Source organism: Methylophaga pinxianii (genome assembly GCF_020447225.1).
GTDB lineage: Bacteria > Pseudomonadota > Gammaproteobacteria > Nitrosococcales > Methylophagaceae > Methylophaga > Methylophaga pinxianii.
Genome location: NZ_JAJAEO010000164.1, coordinates 12,520 through 32,348, shown reverse-complemented (window position 1 = coordinate 32,348; position 19,829 = coordinate 12,520). Strand labels below are relative to the sequence as shown.

Below are 19,829 nucleotides of genomic sequence, written 5' to 3'. Positions count from 1 at the left end.
AATGAAAGCGTTGATCTGGCCTCTGTTAGTGTTTTGGTCCGTTTCCGCACCGTTAATCGCTGCTGAATTTCCTGCGATTCCTGGCCAACGTTTTGATATCGGTGGCTATCAGTTGCATATCCACTGTATGGGGTCAGGCAGTCCCACAGTCATAGTCGATGTGGGGCTGGGAGATGATTCCACTGATTGGCTGCCGATTCAAAAAGCTGTGTCCAGTTCTGCTCGTATTTGTGTATTTGATCGCCCCGGTTATGGCTGGAGTGATTTTGGTCCATCACCACGTACCAGTAATAGAATTGCTCAAGAGCTGGAAGAGCTGCTTATACAAGCCGAAGTTCCGCCCCCCTACATTCTGGTTGGTCATTCTTTTGGTGGGTATAACATCCGGATTTTTGCAGCAAACAATCCTCAGATGGTAGCGGGTATGGTTTTAGTGGATGCCTCTCATGAGGATCAATACACACAATTCCAAATCAAATTACCAAATAACTTTAATCGCCGTGGCACTATTATGATTTTGCCAAAATCGACGGATAGCACTGCCCATGCCAACAAAGCACCGGTATTACGTGAGCGCGCATTTCATGCAGCAAGAGCTGAAATTTCCGCACTGGATGAGAGCTCAGTCCAGTTACAAAAAAATTCAGCATTACCCACCGTTCCACTCATTGTAATCAGTCGTGGCAAACCTGAATGGTTTGGTGATATAGGCCAGCAACAACGAGAAAAAACCTGGATTGATTTACAGCAGGATCTGTCACGCTTATCACCTATCAGTACCCATATGTTTGCCAACCGAAGTGGTCACGCAATTCCGCATGAACAACCTGAAATTATCATCGAAGCTATTGAACAGGTACTGACCCAGGTACACGCCCGCAATATCCTTTAAAAACAGTTATACTGACCGCTTTTTTTAGCTGGATAACATGACTGTTCTTTACATTGATTCGGAAGCGGCTCTAACACAATTTTGTACAGAAATTCAGCACAGCAAATGGCTGGCGATCGATACCGAATTTCTGCGCGAAAAAACCTATTACCCGCAACTTTGTCTGATCCAGATTGCCAATGACAACGTTATTGCATGCATCGATCCGATTGCGATAAAAGATCTCACTCCTTTGCTTGATCTGCTGTATCAGCCCGATATAACACTGGTTTTTCATGCTGCACGGCAGGATCTGGAATTGTTTTTTTTGTTAAAAAACAGTCTTCCCCCCAACCTGTTTGATACACAATTAGCGGCGACGATTCTCGGCGATGGTGATCAAATCGGCTATGGCAATCTGGTCAAACAACGACTGGACGTCAACCTGGATAAAGCCCATTCTCGTGCAGATTGGACGCAGCGCCCATTAAGTGCAGAACAATTGGAATATGCAGCAGATGACGTACGTTACCTGCGTGAGTTATATCATCAAATGTCCGCTGATCTGGAAAAACAACACCGTACGGAATGGCTTAAGGAAGATTTTGCCGCCCTGTCTGATTCAGCTAATTACATTGCAGACCCAGAAACCATTTGGCGTAAAATTCGTGGTGCCGGTAAGTTAAAGGGTGTACAACTCGCTGTATTGCAACAGTTAGCTGCATGGCGTGAACAACGTGCGATGGACAGGGATCGACCAAGACGTTGGATTCTTAAAGACGAAGTCATGCTGGATCTGGCACGATTTGCACCGGAAAAGTTGGAAAAACTCAGTCAAATCCGCGGTATTGAGGCACGCGATATCGAGCGAAGTGGACGAGCCATTATTGAAGTCATCAGTAAGGCAAAACAGACACCTGCCGAGCAATGGCCCATATTGCTCAAACCTGAACCATTAAGTAATCAGCAAGAAGCACTTATTGATGCGTTGATGGCATTATTACGTAAATTCTGTGATGAGCAATCTATTACGCCAATTGCTGTCGCCAGCCGTAAAGATATAGAAAAACTGGTACGTGGTGAGAAGGATCTGCCTTTATTACAAGGTTGGCGCAATCAAATCGTCGGGCATCATCTGACCGCATTTATCGAAGGTCACCTATCAGTCACTGCTGATACACAACAAATTCACACACAAGAGGTATAGCAACATGTCGGTACTTATCTGTGGCTCATTTGCCTACGACAATATTATGGTGTTTCCAGATCAATTCAAAAATCATATTCTGCCGGACAAAGTGCATATGTTGAATGTGTCATTTCTTGTGCCGGAATTGCGTCGCGAGTTTGGTGGTTGCGCCGGTAATATTGCATACAACATGAAAATGCTGGGTGATAATCCGGTCCCAATGGGAACTGTGGGGAGTGACTTTGCGGCTTATGCAGCCTGGATGGACAAGTACGCTATTAATAGACGCCATGTCCATGTCAAAGAGAATCATTTTACAGCTCAAGCCTATATCACGACCGATATCGACGACAACCAGATTACTGCTTTCCATCCTGGCGCAATGAATCTGGCTCATGAAACGAACATCAACGAGGCACAAAATATTACGCTAGGTATTATTGCGCCTGATGGTCGTGACGGCATGATTCAACATGCCCAACAATTTGCCGATGCAGGAATTCCTTTTATTTTTGATCCAGGCCAGGGACTGCCCATGTTTAACGGTGAGGATCTGCTGCAGTTCGCCCGTCTGGCTTCTTATATTGCCCTTAATGATTATGAAGCCCAGTTATTTGAAGACAGAACCGGTCTGCCATCTGAAGAAATTGCCAAATTAGTTGACGCCCTGATCATCACAAGAGGTGCGCAGGGTTCACATATTTATACAGAAGGTAAACGCATTGATATTCCATGCGCTAAAGCCGAAAAAGTCGTGGATCCGACTGGTTGTGGTGATGCCTATCGTGCCGGGTTGCTGCATGGCATCCAGCATGGCAAGGATTGGGAGATGACTGGGCGTATCGCATCATTACTGGGTGCTATTAAAATCGAACATCATGGTACGCAGAATCATCAATTTACAGCTGAAAGCTTTGCAGCACGCTTTGAACAAAACTTTGGTATGCGCCTCAGCTAACTGATTATAAGCTCTGGGACTGTCTGAGGGCAGTTTCAGAGCATGTAATGACAAAACTGTAAGGCCGCTGCAGCAAATATACCCGCGATCACATCGTCAACCATAATGCCAAAGCCACCATGTAGCTTGCGATCAGCCAGTGACACCGGCCAAGGTTTCCAAATATCAAATACCCTGAATAAGACAAATCCCAGTAACATCCATTGCCAGCCTGCTGGTGCGGCTATCATTGTCACCAGATAACCGACAATTTCATCCCATACCACAGAAGAAGGATCATCCTGTTTCAACCAATTGACTGCTTGCTGACAAATCCAAACTCCGGCAATAAACGCTATCACGGTAATCAGCAAATACCTGATCAAGTCGAGATCACGCAGCAACCAATAAATGGGCAGCGCCACAATTGTCCCGATGGTTCCGGGCGCTTTGGGTGATAGACCCGCCCCGAATCCGTAGGCAAGCAAACACACCGGTCTTTTGAGTAAGTCCAGAAAGCTTATCTTGTTAAGAGAAATGGTCATAGCCCGCCTTTATTTCTGAGAATCCCTGCCACTCGCCTTGGGCATTCCGAAAAAACAAACCTGCTTTATCAGTGATTTCACCAATCACTTGAATCAGCCCAGGAAATTGTCGTTTAATCAACATGACATTGTCTGCCGTTGCGGTAAAACATAATTCATAATCATCACCACCGGTCAATGCCAACTGGGTCGCGACTTCTTCAGGTAATTTTTGCAATGCAACAGATAAAGGTAAAGCCGATAGATCCAGCTTTGCCCCTCTGTTACTGGCCGTCAGAATATGATTCAAATCTGCCAGCAAACCATCTGAAATATCAATTGCAGCATGAGCTGCTCCCACCAACTGCTCACCGATTTGATTACGTGGTGTAGGCATTTCTAGACGTTGCAGCAAATAACCTATATCCGCATCAGTCAATAGCGTCGTATCAAGTTGTCCCAACCGATATTGAAGACCGGCGGCAGCATCCCCCAGGCATCCGGTCACACAAATTAAATCCGAGGCTTTGGCGGCGTTTCGTTGCAGAAGGTTATCTTTAGGTACATGTCCATGCACCTGAATAGTAATAGTTAAAGGACCGCGGGTGGTATCCCCGCCAACCAGCTGAATCTGATAATCATTAGCGATATCTGCTAAACCGGCCGAAAACTGTTTTAGCCAGTCATCATTAATTTCCGGTAAGGTTAATGCCAGCGTAAACCATGCTGGTTTTGCGCCCATAGCGGCTAGATCACTGAGGTTGACCGCCAATGCCTTGATACCTAAACGATAAGGATCCACATCGGCAAAAAAGTGTATGCCTTGTACCAACGTATCGATGGAAATAGCGGTAAAGCAATCTTGCGGATTATCTAAAACAGCACAATCATCGCCAACGCCGACAATCACATCTGCACGGCGCATCGTTAATGCTTGAAAATATTGCTGGATCAATGAAAATTCGGGAGATGGTTTCATTCAGGAAAAGCCCCGTTTGGATGGGTTCATCTTTTCGGGGCAATTAATCAATTCGCTTTTTTCTGAGCGCGAGCAGCTTTGGCAGCTTGATACTCAACCTGACGTAAACGGGCGCCCATTTTATCCAACACACCGTTTACGTACTTGTGGCCTTGTTCACCGCCAAATGACTTGGCTAATTCAACAGCTTCATTTAATACCACACGATATGGAATATCAGGACGATGCATATATTCAAAAACCGCCAGACGCAGGACCGAAACTTCTACCGGATCAACAGCAGATAAGCTTCTATCAACTGCATGGGATAGTTCAGCGTCGATGTTATCCATTTCTTTGGTCACGCCTTCAACCAGCAGTTGAAAATAGTTTTTGTCGATTTTATTGGCATACTCTGCCATAACAAAATCCATTGTATCTTTTTCAGGTGCCTGATTATTCACCAGAGATTGATAAAGTGCTTGCACAGCAGCACGTCGAGCCTGGGTCCGGGGAAGTCCACCAGCCATTTACTTGGCAGCTCCGATTTGACGTAATACATTGACCATTTCAATGGTGCCCATGGCAGCTTCGGCCCCTTTGTTACCGGCTTTTGTACCGGCACGTTCAATCGCCTGCTCAATGGTATCCACCGTCAATACTCCAAACGAGATTGGAATATCCAGTTGCAGAGTCAATTGGCCCAAACCTTTTGAACATTCACCGGCAACATATTCAAAATGAGGAGTACCACCACGAATGACTGCACCGAGTGCGATGATGGCATCATACTTACCTGTTTTTCCCATACGCTGTACCGCCAGAGGAATTTCCACTGCACCGGGAACACGGGCGATTTCAATATCTTTTTCCGCAGCACCATGACGTAATAATGTATCCACCGCACCAGCAATCAGATTATCAACAATAAAGTCATTGAAACGGCCTGCTACGATACCCACTCGTATACCTTTTGCGGAAAAGTCACCTGAAAAGGTTTTGATATTGCTCATATTTCAGAAATGTCCAAAAGAGAAAAAAAGATATTGTACTGTGTTTAAAAATGAATGCCTAACAGTCAGTTACAGCCAGCGCTGCTTTTCAGCCGCTGTTTTATTTTTCGCATGGGGTAAACTCTCTGGATCCGCTTCAACCACCGTCCATTCATACGGCATAGGATCAATACGCACTGCCGTCAATTGCTCTCCCCACACGGCGCCACTATCCAATGAAAACACATTGTCATACTGACCCGTTCCCAATTGGGACCAATGACCAAATACAATTTTGTCATTGATGCTGGCACGATTTGGCATCATAAACCAGGGTTTCTGCTCAGCGGGTTTATCCTTCGGCGCCCCTTTAAATTTTAATGCCAGACTGCCGTCTTCATGACAATAACGCAATCGTGTAAAACAATTAGTGATAAAGCGCAGTCTATCCCAGCCGGTTAAATCAGCAGACCAGCGTTTGGGTTTATTTCCATACATATGCTGAAAAAATTCCCGCCAGTTCTCTGATTGCAATACAGATTCAACTTCCGCTGCTCGATCCAGTGCTTCTTCAATGCTCCATTCCGGAGGAAGACCAGCATGTACCATGGAAAACTGCAATTGTTTGTCATGATAAAACAGGGGCTGATGACGTAACCAGTCAATTAATTCATCCTTGTCATCTGCATTGAGTACCGGTTCGATGGTATCCAGCCTATGGCTGAACTCATGATTACCCGCGGCATGTGCCAGCATATGCAGATCATGGTTACCTAAGACTACTTTTGCTGACTGTTGACCAAGGTTACGAACAAAACGCAACGTATCCAACGAATTTGGACCTCGGTTAACAAGGTCACCCGCCAACCAGATTTGATCCTGCAGCGGATCAAACTGGAGGGCTTCAAGTAATTTGATCAGTTCTGCAAAACATCCCTGAACATCACCAATTGCATAAACAGCCATCTGATTTGCGAATTAACGGCGACGATACAAAGGTTCAGGTCTCAATACTGTTGCCTGATAACTTTCGCTAAAATCGTCAAATGCTGCTAACGCCTGGGTCAGACGGTTCGGGTTGGCCAGTTCAAAACTGTTAAAACCACATTGAGACATATAAAAAAGTTGATCGTATAACACATCACCTTGTGCGCGAACTTCACCTTTATAGTGGTAACGATCGCGTAACAAGCGCGCATACGAGTAACAGCGTCCATCAGTAAATGCTGGAAATAACAACACTACCAGTTGAAAGCGCCCCAAATCCGGAATAATTTCTTCTAGTGGATCATCTCCCGAAAGCCGAATACCCAAACCACCTTCGTGATGGCTCAGAGTTTCATGTTGCTCCTGCCAGCGCGTTATTGAAACAGTAATATTGCCGGCAACCAACGCCGCCTCATCATCAAGGTGCTGCCAGTTGTCTTCAACGATCTCTCGATCTTTAATGATCTTCTGCATATACACGCTCCTTGAAAGGATCAACACCGACACGACGAACAGTGGCGAGAAAACTCTCATCATCGTGGCGCAAATCAATGTAGGCATCCAGTAAATGCGCTACGGTATCAATGACTTCCTCTTTTGGAATGGCTCGGCCAAGGCGCTCACCTAATGAGGCATCCGCTTCAGAGCTACCTCCTAGGGTAAACTGATACCACTCCTCACCTTTTTTATCGACACCTAAAATACCAATATGGCCTACGCTTTGGTGAGCACATCCATTCATGCAACCAGAAAATTTGATTTTGATATCGCCCAGGTCATGCAGATAGTCGAGATCATCAAAACGCTGCGCAATACCTTTGGAGAGTGGAATGGAAGTCGCATTTGCCAAACCACAGTAATCCAATCCAGGACAACAGATAATATCGGTTAGCGTATTAATGTTTGGCGTCGCCAAACCTTCGGCATTGAGACGTAACCACAACGCATACAGATCAGCTTGTTTGACATCCGTATAAACAAGGTTTTGCGTATGAGTAGAACGTACTTCACTAAAACTGAATTCATCAGCCAGATCTGCAACGACTTCTAATTGTTCGGAAGTAATATCGCCCGGAGCCTGGCCTGGTTTTTTTAATGAAACATAAGCCGCGCGGTATCCCGGTATTTTATGATCCGCAGTATTTTGTTTCACCCATAAAGCAAATTCTTTGTCTTGAGCTAACAGCTCTGTAAAGCTGCTATCTGAATCTGCTACATCACGTTCGTATGCTGGTTCAGTGAAATACTGTTTTACCCGTTCAATTTCTTTACTGTCCAGTTTTAGCTGGTCACGAATATGTACCCATTCAGCTTCAACCAGTTCACGGATGTGATTGATACCATGTTCCCGAACGGTAATTTTGATCCGTGCTTTATATTTGTTATCACGGCGACCAAGACGGTTGTACACGCGCAGAATCGCCTCAAGGTAAGACAGCAGATCCTGTTTTTCCAGGAAAGGACGAATTTGTTCGCCAATAATGGGAGTACGGCCCAGTCCTCCGCCGACCAGAACTTCAAAGCCGACTGCGCCTTCGTGATTTTTGACCAGATGCAAACCAATATCATGTAATTTGGTTGCCGCACGATCTTCTTTCGAACCGACCACAGCGATTTTGAATTTACGCGGTAAATAGGCAAACTCAGGATGGAATGTTGACCACTGTCGAATGATCTCAGCCCATGGGCGTGGATCTTCAATTTCATTGGCATTTACACCGGCAAGTTGATCCGAAGTGGTATTACGAATGCAGTTACCGCTGCTTTGAATGGCATGCATTTGAACACTGGCAAGTTCTGCCAGAATATCCGGCACCTCTTCCAGTTTTGGCCAGTTCATTTGAAAATTCTGCCGCGTAGTGAAATGCACATATCCCTTATCATAGCGGCGTGCGACTTCTGCGATTTTGCGGACTTGACGTGAAGACATCATGCCATAGGGAATAGCAACGCGAAGCATCGGTGCATGGATTTGAATGTATAAACCATTCATCAGGCGTAGCGGACGAAATTGCTCTTCAGTCAACTCTCCGGCAAGAAAACGACGTGTCTGATCGCGAAATTGTGCTACTCGCTGATCTATCATCGTTTGATCATACTTATCGTATTGATACATTTATGGTCTCTAAACGGTTTCAATGGAACCGCCCATTATAACGATGACGGCTTATAACAGGAAATTATAAATGGCTATATCGATATTAATGGACAGGTTAAAAATGCATTATCATGATTTGTTCTTGATGGTCTGAAAGTTTATGCCGCTTGGGATAGAAGGCTTTAATCACTTCAGACAGACAAATAAATTACGATTAATGATTTTGCAATGGTCATATTGCGCGCAAAAAACAAGCGCAATTCGTTACGGCATTCCATGTGAAGTACCCTGAATCTGCGATTATTTGAGCAAAACTATTAATAAAACTGAATTTAATATCTTGCAAGTCTATTGAATCGTTATCGTCCTTATTATTGATACTTCAGGAGAAAAATAGATGGTGCTATCTAGCGGTTCGATTATGTCTGATGATAAGACAAGCTTGTAGTTCCGCTATGTTTTGCTGAAACCGGCGCTGTTAATGGAGTCTGCTAACTGATTAGACAACTTGGTAACAGCGGACACTGGTTATTTCAGCAGCCTCATTCAAGTATGTAAGATTCTGTTGTTTATTAAATTGATTTATGGCGGAGCCAATCAGGTATGTCTAAATTCAAACGCATGCAACAAAGAATATGGCTCATATTCGGCTTTGCCATTCTAATCTTTGTCGGCAGTTTTTATGATCCCGAACCACAGACGCCTCAGACTTCGCCAAATGGCAGTGGAATAGAGCAACTTATTGAACAGCGCCAAAGCGATGTTCAAATTGAGGTTTCCGGCACCGTAATCCGTCTGTTATCAGACGATAATGAAGGCAGTCGCCATCAACGTTTTATTATTGAGTTACCAAGCGGTAATACTTTATTAATTGTGCACAATATTGATTTAGCACCACGAATAGACGATATCAGTATTGGTGATCGTGTCAGGGTTTATGGTGAATATATCTGGAATGATAAAGGCGGTTTAATTCACTGGACCCATCATGATCCTGTCAATCGTCATCCGCATGGCTGGATACGGCATCATGATAGACTTTATCAATGATGTTATTAGAACGCGCTTACAGTTTCCCGCCAATTGTCGGAACCCGGCCCAAATTTCTCATTTTAGGCTCCATGCCGGGAATGGAATCATTAAAACAACAACGTTATTACGCTCACCCGCGGAATGCGTTTTGGCCAATCATGACTTCTTTTTTTGAGCAACCGGAAAGTTTAGACTACCAACAACGTTGTGATCTGCTCAAACAGAAACAGATTGCTGTGTGGGATGTATTAAAAAGCTGCCTTCGTCCTGGTAGCCTGGATCAGCATATTGAAACAGAGTCGATGGTAGCTAATGATTTTGTGACATTTCTGCAGCAGCATTCTTCAATAAACCAGATTTTTTTTAATGGTGGCAAAGCAGAGCAGGTTTTCAAACGTTATGTGCTGAATCAGCTTGAAACGGCTCAGATTTCATTGAATTATTTAAGATTACCCTCGACTAGTCCCGCCCATGCAGCGATGAGCTATACACAGAAACAACAGATCTGGCATCAGGCATTATCAGCGCCACCAATCAGCTGATACTTCAGCCAAAGACTCAAAGCTGGCCTTGGCAAAATAAAATCCCTGAAATAATTCAATTCCCATGTCTTGTAAAATATAGAGCTCTTGAGCGGATTCTATACCTTCCGCTATCACCGTGATATTCAAGTCATTACAAACAGCTATGATGCCCCGGGTAATCGTTTGCCGGACCTTGTCATTGTGAATATTACGCACTAAGGCCATATCCAACTTGACCAAATCAGTTTGCATATTCGCCAACAGATTCAACCCGGCATAACCCGCACCAAAATCATCGATTGCGGTGATAAAACCTTGCTGTTGATAGCAATGAATAATATCCTGCAGATGCGCATGATCATTGATCTGCTCACCTTCAGTAACTTCAAAAATGATTTGTTTGATGGGAAAGTTGTAGAGCTCTGCGGCTTCAAGTGTCGTTCGAATACACAGTTCAGGTTTATAAACCGCATTGGGCATAAAATTAATACTGAGTTTCGATTTAATACTGAGTTCGGCAGCAAGCATGATGGCTTTGACGCGGCAAGCTTGATCAAAACGGTAACGATTTTCTTGATTAACATTCTCAAAAACATGGGCGGCTCCTTGTCCTTGCGTACCACGAACCAGCGCCTCCTGTGCATAAACCGTTCGGGTAGTGGTATTAACTATCGGCTGAAAGGCCATCGAAAAATCGAATCCCAATAAACCGCTATTTAAACACTCACCACATCCAATCTTTCGAAAATCAGCTTGTTCTTTCATTATTCACCATCCCGGTTGCACAGAATGTAACCTAAATTATCGTCTTCCACGCAAACCGGTTCACATAATTTACAATTTTTTGAATTGTTACTTTAAAAACTGCTTACGATTACAAATTCGACTTCGTATTTCTTTAACATAAAGCAAACACAGTTAATTACTGCAGCGATAAACAGAATTTAATGAGTATGTAAGGGAATTGTGAAATAGTTTGAGGGCGACATGAAAGAACAAATCAGGCCGTGTAAACGGCCTGATTTGTTTGGGCTTTATTTCAGTAAATCGCTGATATCCCGAGCTTCCCAATGTGGGAAATGTTTACGAATTAGCGCATTTAACTCAACTTCAAATGCTGAAATATCAGTTGCAGCGGTGGTCTCATGAGTAATACCCGTGATTGCTTCGGTAATCATGCCCGCACCAATGGTGACGTTGGTCAGACGATCGATCACAATAAAGGCACCCGTAGTGCGATTACGCTTATAAGCATCGAACACAACCGGTTTGTTTAAAGAAAACTCGCATAAACCAATTTCATTGAGCTTCAATTCAGTTACCACATTGTGGGCCAGCGTATTGACATCCACCTGATGATCAACCTGAGTCATCACACCCGTACTGTCAGAAACGCCGACCTTGATATTGTATTGTTTGTTAGCCACTAACGGCTGCTCTGTCATCCACACCACCATGGCTTTGAAACGACTGGAAACATGTGGCTGATGATCCCGATGCACAATCATATCACCACGACTGACATCAACTTCATCCTGCAAAGTAACAGTTATTGATTCACCGGGAACGGCATGATCCAGTTCACCATCATAGGTCACTAACGCTTTCACCTTGCTTTCCTTACCAGATGGCAAGACGGTAATTTCATCCCCAGGCTTCAGGATACCGGCAGATAAGGTGCCACAGTAACCACGGAAATTCAGATTGGGGCGATTAACATATTGCACTGGAAAACGCGCATCTTCGGTATTGGCATCTTTACCGATTTCGATATTTTCCAGCAATTCCATCATTGTGCTGCCCTGATACCAAGGCATGTTTTCGCTCCGGTTCACTACATTGTCGCCATTTAAAGCAGACATTGGCACAAAGTGAATATCTTCAATTTCCAGTTCACGGGCAAATTCGCTATATGCTTTACGTATATCGTTAAATACCTGTTCACTGAAATCCATCAAATCCATTTTATTAATGGCAACGATGATGTGTTTTATGCCCAACAATGAAGCTATAAAACTGTGACGGCGCGTCTGAGTCTGCATACCATAACGGGCATCAATCAAAATAACCGCCAACTGGCAGGTTGATGCGCCGGTAGCCATATTACGAGTATATTGTTCATGCCCTGGTGTATCGGCAATGATAAATTTACGTTTGGTCGTAGAGAAATAACGGTACGCCACATCAATGGTAATGCCTTGCTCACGTTCGGCCTGCAGGCCATCCACCAGTAAAGCCAGATCGACCTGATTACCGGTCGTTCCGGATTTCACACTGTCGCGCGTCACCGCTTCCAGCTGATCTTCGTAAATCATTTTGGAATCGTGTAACAGTCGCCCAATCAGCGTACTTTTTCCATCATCCACATTACCGCAGGTCAGAAAACGCAGCAGTTCCTTGTTTTCATGTTGTTTGAGATAGGCTTCGATATCGGTCGCAATCAGCGCATCAGTTTCGTATGTCATGTTGAGTGCCTGGTTTAATTATCTTTAACGGGTCAAGATGCCAATCAATTTGAGCATCCTCTTCAATTCTGTTTACTGCTGGATGAGGAAGATGATTATTCCTCTCAATGTAGAAATCAGAAATAACCTTCTTGTTTCTTTTTCTCCATCGAACCAGCTTCATCATGATCAATGGCACGACCTTGTCGCTCAGATGTCGTGGTCAGCAGCATTTCCTGAATGATTTCAGGCAAAGTGTCAGCATCTGATTTCACTGCTCCGGTCAGTGGATAACAACCTAAGGTCCGAAACCGTACTTTTTCCATCCGGATTTTTTCACCTTCCGGAATACGCATGCGGTCATCATCGACCATGATGGTCAGGCCATTGTAATTGACCACTGGACGCTCGGCTGCGTAGTACAGCGGTACGATGGGAATCTGTTCCAGATAGATGTATTGCCAGATATCCAGCTCTGTCCAATTCGATAGCGGGAACACCCGGATGCTTTCACCTTTATTGACTCTGCTGTTATAAATATTCCATAACTCAGGACGTTGAGCTTTAGGATCCCAGCGATGATTTTTATCACGAAATGAATACACTCGTTCCTTGGCTCGAGACTTTTCTTCATCACGGCGTGCACCGCCAAATGCCGCATCAAAGCCGTGTTTACTCAACGCCTGTTTCAAGGCATCAGTTTTCATGATGTCGGTGTAACGAGGATGGTCAAAGGGATTAATACCCGCCTCAACACCTTCCTGGTTGGTATGCACGATGAGTTCCAGCCCCAGCTCTTTTGCTCGCTGATCACGGAATTTGACCATTTCCTGAAACTTCCAGGTGGTATCGATATGCATTAATGGGAAAGGAGGCTTGCCCGGATAAAATGCCTTCATAGCCAGATGCAGCATGACGGCAGAATCCTTCCCAATTGAATACAGCATAACCGGGTTTTCAAACTCTGCAGCCACCTCACGCATAATGTGAATACTTTCGGCTTCCAGTTGTTTTAAGTGTGTCAGTTGTTTTTCTGTCATAATTTATCTCTGTTACTTAGCCTTTACGTGTAAGCCACATTCTTTGGTTTCAGGATTTTCCCACCACCAGCGTCCCGCACGAATATCTTCGCCAGGCGTAATCGCTCTGGTACATGGCGCACAGCCAATACTTGCATAGCCTTGGTTGTGCAATTCATTGAATGGAACATCAAAAGCGCGAATGTATTTCCATACTTCACCATTAGACCAGTCCGTCAGTGGACTGAATTTTTGCAATTCATGATCAGCATCCCACTCAGACACCGGTAACTCATTGCGGGTAATTGATTGGGAGCGACGCATTCCTGTCAGCCAGGCTTTTTTACCTGCTAATGCCCTTTTCAATGGCGCTACTTTGCGGATACCACAGCATTGCTTACGCATATCGACACTGTCATAAAAGGCATTGGGTCCATTATGAGTGACAAACTGCTCAAGACTCAACGCATCCGGATAATACACTTCCACCTCTACGTCATAATGCTGCTTTGCCTGCTGCATTAATTCATAGGTTTCTTTAGGCAGTCGGCCGGTATCCAAAGTAAAAATGCCGATTTCAGGTGCAAATTTGGCAATCAGATCCATCAAGACCATGTCTTCGGCGCCATAACTAGTCGCTAAAACAGCAGGACTATAGTCAGCCGCTATCTGTTGCAACAGCTGTTTTGCCGCATCGACTTTCAGTTGGAGCTTTTCATTTATTTCAGTCATTTCGAACTACTTTTCATTCGTTTATCTATATTTACAGTAAGCATTTGATGCCAACCAATAATAAAATGATTGCCAGCAAAGGCCGTAAAATCTTATCGGATATTCTTACACCCAAATGTGAACCAATGTAGATGCCAGGCAAAGACCCCATCAGCAGATAGGATAATAGTGACCAGTCCACCGTACCCACTGCAGAATGTCCCAAACCCGCAACCGCAGTTAATGGAACAGCATGGGCAATATCTGTCGCTACAATTTCAACGCCACGCATACGTGGATAAAGAAACAATAAAACCACCGCTCCTAATGCGCCGGCCCCAACAGACGATAAAGTCACCATCACACCCAGTAAAGCGCCGATAATCACGGTTGCCGGTGCCTTTAACGCTTCATCCTGCCGTAAACGATACAGATAATTCACTAAAGGATGACCTTGGCGGGCTTTCATAATCCCGGCCAGCCAGTTTTTCAGCAGTAATGCACTGGACGTTAAAATCAAAGCAATGCCCAGAGCAACCGTTATCAGATCATTGTGCTTCCCTTCATGAACACCAGTAGCACTCAAAAACCCTAGTGTCAGCAATGTGGCTGGTAGACTCCCTGCAGCAAGCCGCAAGACTACACGCCAATGCACCACGCCATGCCGCCAATAAGCCCAAATTCCACCTGCTTTGGTTACTGCGGCAAACAATAAGTCAGTCCCTACAGCAATTGCAGGTTGAATACCAAAACCAAAAATCAGAATTGGGGTCATCAACGATCCGCCACCAACGCCTGTCATCCCGACCATAATGCCTACACCCAGGCCTGCCAGCAAAAAACCCCATTCCATTAATAAATTAACCTTAACCTGCTTTGTTGGCAGCAAGTTTACCAGCTGGCAATATTCAATCAATGAATATTATTTTTTATCTATATAATTTAAATGAATATAAAGAAATCCATGCTATCTAAACCGAGGGTCAATTTTTAACATAGCCTTAACCTCAATTGACTGACACTGCTAATTGTTCACATTTCTTTCACGGTGTTTAGACGATGCTCTAACCCAATAACACTCTTGGATGAGAGGCTGAAGATGACAACTTATCGAATTTTGTTAGTTATAACTGCAGCTACTTCTGCATTGATAACCGCGCTATTGATTAACCCCGTTAACTCAAAAAGTTTTGTTGATCCGGTGCGAAATTTTATGCCACCGTTACTAATGCAGGCTCCAGACAGATCGAACTATGAAATCATTGAAAATGCTGATCCACTAACGTTAGCGCTGAAAATTTGTACTCAAACCAACTGTGAATACATCACATTATCTGAGAAGGAATACTTGTTTACCAGCGAGACAGGAACAGAGGATAAACATTATCAAACCAGTGTGCCTTTTCACCTCCCTCAGCAGGGCGTACCCATTATCGAAATGTAAAAAGTCCAGCTAGATTGCTTTTTTATAATCAATATTTATATATTTACTAAAATTAATAACGAAAACGGATATAGCGAATGAAGTTGCAACAATTAAAGTATGTTCGTGAGGTTGCTCGACGCGGACTTAGCATATCTGCAGCGGCTCAAGCACTTCATGCTTCTCAGCCGGGAGTCAGCAACCAAATACAGTTGTTGGAAGACGAGCTGGGGTTATTAATATTCGAGCGACATGGAAAACGTTTATCAGCCATTACCCCACTTGGACAATCGGTTATTGCCATGGCTGAACGGGTGCTGCAGGAAGTGGATAACTTGCGTGAGCAGGCTGCTGACAGTCGTCATGAGAAGAAAGGTACGCTTTCTATCGGTACAACACATACTCAGGCTCGTTATGCATTACCCAAAGCGATAAAAGCTTTCTCAGAAAAATATCCGGACGTTCATTTAAATATGGTACAAGGCACTCCTCCTGAAGTTGCGGAGATGGCTGCCACTGGGAAAGTTGATCTGGCCATAGCTACTGAAGGTTTATCGAAATTTGATAATCTCGCAATTCTGCCTTGCTATGAATGGAATCGGACGGTTATTACGCCCCCCGATCATCCATTGTTAAAAGAAAAAAGTCTGACCCTTGAAGCAATATCAGAATATCCCATACTAACCTATGTAATGGGCTTTACTGGTCGGGCGCAACAAGATCAAGCATTTATCGAGCGGGGTCTGAAACCGAATGTTGTTTTCACTGCAACGGATGCTGATGTCATTAAAACCTACGTCGAACTCGGATTAGGTATAGGTATTATTGCCAGCATGGCGTTTGATCCGGTAAAAGATGCGCCTTTGAAAGCCCTGGATGCAAGTGGTTTATTTAAACCAAGTACAACCCATATGGGAATCCGAAAAGGTAGCTATCTTCGCGGATACAGCTATGCTTTCATTGAGTTTTTTGCCCCTCACCTGCAGCGATCCACTATCCAGAACGCCATCGCTTTGTGAATTTTTCCCTTTAGCATTTAGGAACGTGATGGTAATTTAATTGAGCTGTTTTTTGGCATCTCAAATGAAATATAAGAAGGAAATATAATGAAAGCTGCATTTAAGGGCCTGATTACAGGCTTGTTTTTATTACCGGCATTGGTATTCGCTCATGGTGCTTCTCGTCTGCAAGTTGAAGAAACTGTCATGATTGATGCGGACGCTGCAACAGTGTGGGAAATAGTTAAAGACTTCGACAGTCTGCACAAATGGCATCCAGCCATCATTTCAACAAAAGCTTCCGGTGGTAATGAACCGGGTGCCACTCGCACATTAACATTAAAAAATGATTCAACAATTACTGAAACATTGAAAAAATTTGATGATGAATCAATGAGCTTTATGTATGAAATCGATGATATGAGTTCGGTTGGACAAGTTGATATCGAAGGTGAGATGCACGATATTCCTGCAGTTCCTGTCAGCAAGTACAAGGCATGGTTAACTGTTGAGCCTGAAGGCGAGCAAACCAAAGTTGTCTGGTTAGCGAAATTTTTCCGTGGTTATACCGGTAACCACCATGAGCCAAAAGAATTAAACGACGAAACAGCTACTAATGCAATCAAAGGTATTTTTCGTTCAGGGTTAGACACGTTGAAAGCTAAAGCTGAAAAATAAGCTAACCCCCCTTTAATCATTGAGGCGTCTTTGGACGCCTTTTTTGTATCTGTTAAATGAGATTAAGGTGGGAAAACACCGCACTTTTCTGTATATTTCACTTACTTGCTAATACAAGCCTCGGGGTGGTCGAAAGGCCTGAGATTCACCAGTTGGTGGAGACCCGATGAACCTGATCCAGGTAATACTGGCGTAGGGACAGGCGGCAACACCTTCTTGCTATATCAATGCAAATGGCGTGATCCCCCTGTTCTTTTTATGAATTTAAAAAGGATAGTCATGAAACCTAACTTGCTTTCAATTGCAGTTACCAGTGCACTTTTCTCACCAGGCGTTGTTGCTCAAACAAGCTCAGATAACACTGATTTACCCTCCATGCTGGTCAGTGCTGATTTCCGTCCTGCAGCAGCACAGGACATCCCTGTCAGCCTGACCACGTTTGATGAGGACATTATTGAATCCCGTGGTGCTCAACATATTGAAGATGTGCTGAATCTCGCACCCAATGTAAATATCTCCAGCGGCGCTTCACGTGGTCAGTATTTTCAAATCCGCGGTATTGGTGAACGCAGTCAATTTGCTGCACCTTTAAATCCATCTGTGGGTTTAATTATTGATGGCATTGATTTCAGCCGCACTGGTGGTGCCGCGACATTATTTGATATTGAACAGGTCGAAGTGCTGCGAGGTCCACAGGGAACCCGTTACGGTACCAATGCACTTGCTGGCGTAATTAATATGCAGAGCAAACAGGCCACCAACGAGCTGGATATGGATTTTGAATCCACCGTCGGTAATTACAATACACGTAGCGTTGGTGTTGCCGTCGGTGGGCCATTAATTAAAGACACCTTACTCGGCCGGGTTGCTGTTCATACCTATCAATCAGATGGGTTTATGGATAACGACTTTCTGGGTCGTGACAATACACAAAACCGTGATGAAATTACTGCTCGCAGCCATTTAAAATGGTTAGTGAATAATGACTTAACCATTGACCTGAATTTACTGCATCTGAATATTGATAATGGTTATGATGCTTTCACATTGGATAACAGCCGGAATAGTCTTGCAGATTTTCCAGGTGAAGATAAGCAACATACCAATGCTTTTGCCTTGAAATCTGATTGGCAAATTAATCGGGTAATGTCGATGGAATCGGCGTTAACCTACAGTAAATCAGATATTACCTATAGTTATGATGCTGATTGGAACAATGCGGAAGCCAATGCTGACTTTTTCAATTCATTAACACCAGCACAACAAGCAAACTGTACTGATAACGATTTTGATAATGACGCTTTCTGTCCATACGATGCGTCAGAAACTTTTAATCGCAGCCGCGAAAACTATTCATTTGAAACTCGATTATTATCTGATGAAGCGGGACGAATTTTTAATGGAACAACGGACTGGGTTATCGGTGCCTACTTCCTGTCACAGGATGAAGATCTGGATCTGATTTCCGACTTTGGTAATTTACAGAACAATTACCAAACCTATAACACAGCCTTGTTTGGTCAATTGGATACCGCATTAACCGACAGACTGACATTAATTTCTGGTTTACGCGTCGAGCGCTTTGAAGCGGATTATGAAGATTCCAACGGTTTGGATCTAGATCCAAGTGAAACGTTATTTGGTGGAAAGCTGGGATTAAATTATCAGCTCACTGATGATCATATGCTCTTCACCTCATTGTCTCGCGGCTATAAATCAGGCGGCGTAAATAATAATGATAATTTGCCGAACAGCAAACGCGAGTTTGATACCGAATACATGTGGAATCTGGAGGTAGGTTTGAAATCGCTTTGGCTTGAAGGCGATTTAACTACTAACATCACAGCTTTTTATGCCCTTCGCCGTGATGCCCAAGTCAAAAGCTCTATCCCGGTAGGGGTTGAGTTTGAAGACTCACTTGATAATGCCGCCCGCGGCAAAAACATTGGTATCGAAGCGGATATGGACTGGTTGATAAATGATCAATTCCGGGTCTTTGCTGCATTAGGATTACTCAGTGCAACTTTTGACGAGTATGAAAACCCTGAACTTGAAGCTGAGGGATTTAACGTAGATGGCAGGCGTCAGGCTCATGCTCCAGCCTATCAATTTACCGTTGGCGGTGAAGTCTATCTAAATCCAAACTGGACTCTGCGCGCCAACATTGAAGGTAAAGACGAGTTCTATTTTTCTAATAGCCATGATGCCAAATCGGGCTCTTATACTATCACCAATACCAGTTTGCAATATCAACAACAGAACTGGAAATTTACCCTGTGGGCCCGCAACTTATTTGACAAAGACTATTACACCCGTGGCTTTTTCTTTGGCAACGACCCGCGTGATAATTATACGAAAAAAACGTATAAGCAATATGGCGACCCACGTACTTTTGGTATGACCGTCTCATACGACTACTAATATACAGGGGAGCTGTAGCTCCC

General features: G+C 44.0%; 21 protein-coding genes and 1 riboswitch. Of the genes, 9 read left to right on the top strand and 12 right to left on the bottom strand.

Features of this window, described 5'->3' with window-relative positions; translation table 11 throughout:
• Window position 1 precedes the first annotated feature (1 nt).
• From LGT40_RS06695 to LGT40_RS06685, 3 genes are read left to right on the top strand one after another with little or no spacing between them, the layout of a single operon-like run.
• Window positions 2–892: an alpha/beta fold hydrolase gene (locus LGT40_RS06695; RefSeq protein ID WP_226070127.1), complete on the top strand. Its 891-nt coding sequence runs from the start codon at window positions 2–4 to the stop codon at window positions 890–892.
• 37 nt (window positions 893–929) lie between these two features.
• On the top strand, window positions 930–2,078 hold the full coding sequence (gene rnd / locus LGT40_RS06690) for a ribonuclease D (protein ID WP_226070126.1): 1,149 nt from the start codon (window positions 930–932) through the stop codon (window positions 2,076–2,078).
• A 4-nt stretch (window positions 2,079–2,082) separates the two neighbouring features.
• Window positions 2,083–3,018 (top strand): carbohydrate kinase family protein, encoded by a 936-nt coding sequence (locus LGT40_RS06685; RefSeq protein ID WP_226070124.1) that lies wholly within the window; start codon window positions 2,083–2,085, stop codon window positions 3,016–3,018.
• 35 nt (window positions 3,019–3,053) lie between these two features.
• On the opposite strand, the gene LGT40_RS06680 is transcribed toward LGT40_RS06685, so the two are convergent.
• The 7 genes from LGT40_RS06680 to LGT40_RS06650 form a co-directional block, all read right to left on the bottom strand.
• Window positions 3,054–3,542: a phosphatidylglycerophosphatase A family protein gene (locus tag LGT40_RS06680; protein ID WP_226070122.1), complete on the bottom strand. Its 489-nt coding sequence runs from the start codon at window positions 3,540–3,542 to the stop codon at window positions 3,054–3,056.
• Window positions 3,526–4,500: a thiamine-phosphate kinase gene (gene thiL, locus LGT40_RS06675; protein ID WP_226070120.1), complete on the bottom strand. Its 975-nt coding sequence runs from the start codon at window positions 4,498–4,500 to the stop codon at window positions 3,526–3,528. Before thiL ends, LGT40_RS06680 begins: the two co-directional genes overlap by 17 nt.
• Before the next feature lie 47 nt (window positions 4,501–4,547).
• Window positions 4,548–5,009: a transcription antitermination factor NusB gene (gene nusB / locus LGT40_RS06670; protein ID WP_226070118.1), complete on the bottom strand. Its 462-nt coding sequence runs from the start codon at window positions 5,007–5,009 to the stop codon at window positions 4,548–4,550.
• Window positions 5,010–5,492: a 6,7-dimethyl-8-ribityllumazine synthase gene (gene ribH / locus LGT40_RS06665; protein ID WP_226070116.1), complete on the bottom strand. Its 483-nt coding sequence runs from the start codon at window positions 5,490–5,492 to the stop codon at window positions 5,010–5,012. It abuts the gene before it with no gap.
• A gap of 69 nt (window positions 5,493–5,561) precedes the next feature.
• Window positions 5,562–6,437, bottom strand: a complete 876-nt coding sequence (locus LGT40_RS06660; protein ID WP_226070114.1) for a symmetrical bis(5'-nucleosyl)-tetraphosphatase — start codon at window positions 6,435–6,437, stop codon at window positions 5,562–5,564.
• A gap of 12 nt (window positions 6,438–6,449) precedes the next feature.
• The gene (locus tag LGT40_RS06655) at window positions 6,450–6,932 is read right to left on the bottom strand and encodes a DUF934 domain-containing protein (protein ID WP_226070112.1); all 483 of its coding nucleotides are present in this window, start codon (window positions 6,930–6,932) and stop codon (window positions 6,450–6,452) included.
• Window positions 6,916–8,574 carry a nitrite/sulfite reductase gene (locus tag LGT40_RS06650; protein WP_226070110.1) on the bottom strand — a complete coding sequence of 553 codons (1,659 nt, stop codon included), beginning with the start codon at window positions 8,572–8,574 and terminating at the stop codon, window positions 6,916–6,918. Before LGT40_RS06650 ends, LGT40_RS06655 begins: the two co-directional genes overlap by 17 nt.
• Before the next feature lie 585 nt (window positions 8,575–9,159).
• Here LGT40_RS06650 and LGT40_RS06645 point away from each other — a divergent pair.
• Window positions 9,160–9,606 (top strand): DUF3465 domain-containing protein, encoded by a 447-nt coding sequence (locus LGT40_RS06645; protein WP_226070108.1) that lies wholly within the window; start codon window positions 9,160–9,162, stop codon window positions 9,604–9,606.
• A complete protein-coding gene (locus LGT40_RS06640; protein WP_226070106.1) occupies window positions 9,603–10,130 on the top strand; it encodes a DNA-deoxyinosine glycosylase in 528 nt (175 codons plus the stop codon). The genes LGT40_RS06645 and LGT40_RS06640 overlap by 4 nt, the downstream gene beginning before the upstream one ends.
• Here the strand turns inward: LGT40_RS06640 and LGT40_RS06635 are convergent.
• From LGT40_RS06635 to LGT40_RS06615, 5 genes are all read right to left on the bottom strand, one after another.
• Window positions 10,110–10,877 carry an EAL domain-containing protein gene (locus LGT40_RS06635; protein ID WP_226070104.1) on the bottom strand — a complete coding sequence of 256 codons (768 nt, stop codon included), beginning with the start codon at window positions 10,875–10,877 and terminating at the stop codon, window positions 10,110–10,112. The genes LGT40_RS06640 and LGT40_RS06635 overlap by 21 nt on opposite strands.
• 269 nt (window positions 10,878–11,146) lie before the next feature.
• Window positions 11,147–12,577, bottom strand: coding sequence for a sulfate adenylyltransferase subunit CysN (gene cysN, locus LGT40_RS06630; protein WP_226070102.1), 1,431 nt, complete (start codon window positions 12,575–12,577; stop codon window positions 11,147–11,149).
• A 116-nt stretch (window positions 12,578–12,693) separates the two neighbouring features.
• Window positions 12,694–13,596: a sulfate adenylyltransferase subunit CysD gene (gene cysD / locus LGT40_RS06625; protein WP_226070100.1), complete on the bottom strand. Its 903-nt coding sequence runs from the start codon at window positions 13,594–13,596 to the stop codon at window positions 12,694–12,696.
• 12 nt (window positions 13,597–13,608) lie between these two features.
• A complete protein-coding gene (locus tag LGT40_RS06620) occupies window positions 13,609–14,307 on the bottom strand; it encodes a phosphoadenylyl-sulfate reductase (protein ID WP_226070098.1) in 699 nt (232 codons plus the stop codon).
• A gap of 31 nt (window positions 14,308–14,338) precedes the next feature.
• The gene (locus LGT40_RS06615; RefSeq protein ID WP_226070096.1) at window positions 14,339–15,139 is read right to left on the bottom strand and encodes a sulfite exporter TauE/SafE family protein; all 801 of its coding nucleotides are present in this window, start codon (window positions 15,137–15,139) and stop codon (window positions 14,339–14,341) included.
• 246 nt (window positions 15,140–15,385) lie between these two features.
• Here LGT40_RS06615 and LGT40_RS06610 point away from each other — a divergent pair, with 246 nt between their 5' ends.
• From LGT40_RS06610 to LGT40_RS06595, 4 genes are all read left to right on the top strand, one after another.
• A complete protein-coding gene (locus LGT40_RS06610) occupies window positions 15,386–15,730 on the top strand; it encodes a hypothetical protein (protein ID WP_226070094.1) in 345 nt (114 codons plus the stop codon).
• Between the two features lie 77 nt (window positions 15,731–15,807).
• Window positions 15,808–16,728: an HTH-type transcriptional regulator CysB gene (gene cysB, locus LGT40_RS06605; RefSeq protein WP_226070092.1), complete on the top strand. Its 921-nt coding sequence runs from the start codon at window positions 15,808–15,810 to the stop codon at window positions 16,726–16,728.
• Between the two features lie 87 nt (window positions 16,729–16,815).
• Window positions 16,816–17,385, top strand: coding sequence for an SRPBCC family protein (locus LGT40_RS06600; protein ID WP_226070090.1), 570 nt, complete (start codon window positions 16,816–16,818; stop codon window positions 17,383–17,385).
• Between the two features lie 111 nt (window positions 17,386–17,496).
• Window positions 17,497–17,602: riboswitch (TPP riboswitch) on the top strand.
• Window positions 17,603–17,664: 62 nt separating this feature from the next.
• Window positions 17,665–19,806, top strand: a complete 2,142-nt coding sequence (locus tag LGT40_RS06595; RefSeq protein ID WP_226070088.1) for a TonB-dependent receptor — start codon at window positions 17,665–17,667, stop codon at window positions 19,804–19,806.
• Window positions 19,807–19,829 lie beyond the last annotated feature (23 nt).

Coding starts and splice junctions, on each gene's coding strand:
- LGT40_RS06695 (WP_226070127.1), top strand. CDS start 2: ATGAAAGCGTTGATCTGGCCTCTGTTAGTGTTTTGGTCCGTTTCCGCA.
- LGT40_RS06610 (WP_226070094.1), top strand. CDS start 15,386: ATGACAACTTATCGAATTTTGTTAGTTATAACTGCAGCTACTTCTGCA.
- LGT40_RS06660 (WP_226070114.1), bottom strand. CDS start 6,437: ATGGCTGTTTATGCAATTGGTGATGTTCAGGGATGTTTTGCAGAACTG.
- LGT40_RS06685 (WP_226070124.1), top strand. CDS start 2,083: ATGTCGGTACTTATCTGTGGCTCATTTGCCTACGACAATATTATGGTG.
- LGT40_RS06640 (WP_226070106.1), top strand. CDS start 9,603: ATGATGTTATTAGAACGCGCTTACAGTTTCCCGCCAATTGTCGGAACC.
- LGT40_RS06615 (WP_226070096.1), bottom strand. CDS start 15,139: ATGGAATGGGGTTTTTTGCTGGCAGGCCTGGGTGTAGGCATTATGGTC.
- LGT40_RS06650 (WP_226070110.1), bottom strand. CDS start 8,574: ATGTATCAATACGATAAGTATGATCAAACGATGATAGATCAGCGAGTA.
- ribH (WP_226070116.1), bottom strand. CDS start 5,492: ATGAGCAATATCAAAACCTTTTCAGGTGACTTTTCCGCAAAAGGTATA.
- LGT40_RS06680 (WP_226070122.1), bottom strand. CDS start 3,542: ATGACCATTTCTCTTAACAAGATAAGCTTTCTGGACTTACTCAAAAGA.
- nusB (WP_226070118.1), bottom strand. CDS start 5,009: ATGGCTGGTGGACTTCCCCGGACCCAGGCTCGACGTGCTGCTGTGCAA.
- LGT40_RS06655 (WP_226070112.1), bottom strand. CDS start 6,932: ATGCAGAAGATCATTAAAGATCGAGAGATCGTTGAAGACAACTGGCAG.
- cysD (WP_226070100.1), bottom strand. CDS start 13,596: ATGACAGAAAAACAACTGACACACTTAAAACAACTGGAAGCCGAAAGT.
- LGT40_RS06635 (WP_226070104.1), bottom strand. CDS start 10,877: ATGAAAGAACAAGCTGATTTTCGAAAGATTGGATGTGGTGAGTGTTTA.
- LGT40_RS06595 (WP_226070088.1), top strand. CDS start 17,665: ATGAAACCTAACTTGCTTTCAATTGCAGTTACCAGTGCACTTTTCTCA.
- LGT40_RS06620 (WP_226070098.1), bottom strand. CDS start 14,307: ATGACTGAAATAAATGAAAAGCTCCAACTGAAAGTCGATGCGGCAAAA.
- LGT40_RS06645 (WP_226070108.1), top strand. CDS start 9,160: ATGTCTAAATTCAAACGCATGCAACAAAGAATATGGCTCATATTCGGC.
- cysB (WP_226070092.1), top strand. CDS start 15,808: ATGAAGTTGCAACAATTAAAGTATGTTCGTGAGGTTGCTCGACGCGGA.
- cysN (WP_226070102.1), bottom strand. CDS start 12,577: ATGACATACGAAACTGATGCGCTGATTGCGACCGATATCGAAGCCTAT.
- LGT40_RS06600 (WP_226070090.1), top strand. CDS start 16,816: ATGAAAGCTGCATTTAAGGGCCTGATTACAGGCTTGTTTTTATTACCG.
- rnd (WP_226070126.1), top strand. CDS start 930: ATGACTGTTCTTTACATTGATTCGGAAGCGGCTCTAACACAATTTTGT.
- thiL (WP_226070120.1), bottom strand. CDS start 4,500: ATGAAACCATCTCCCGAATTTTCATTGATCCAGCAATATTTTCAAGCA.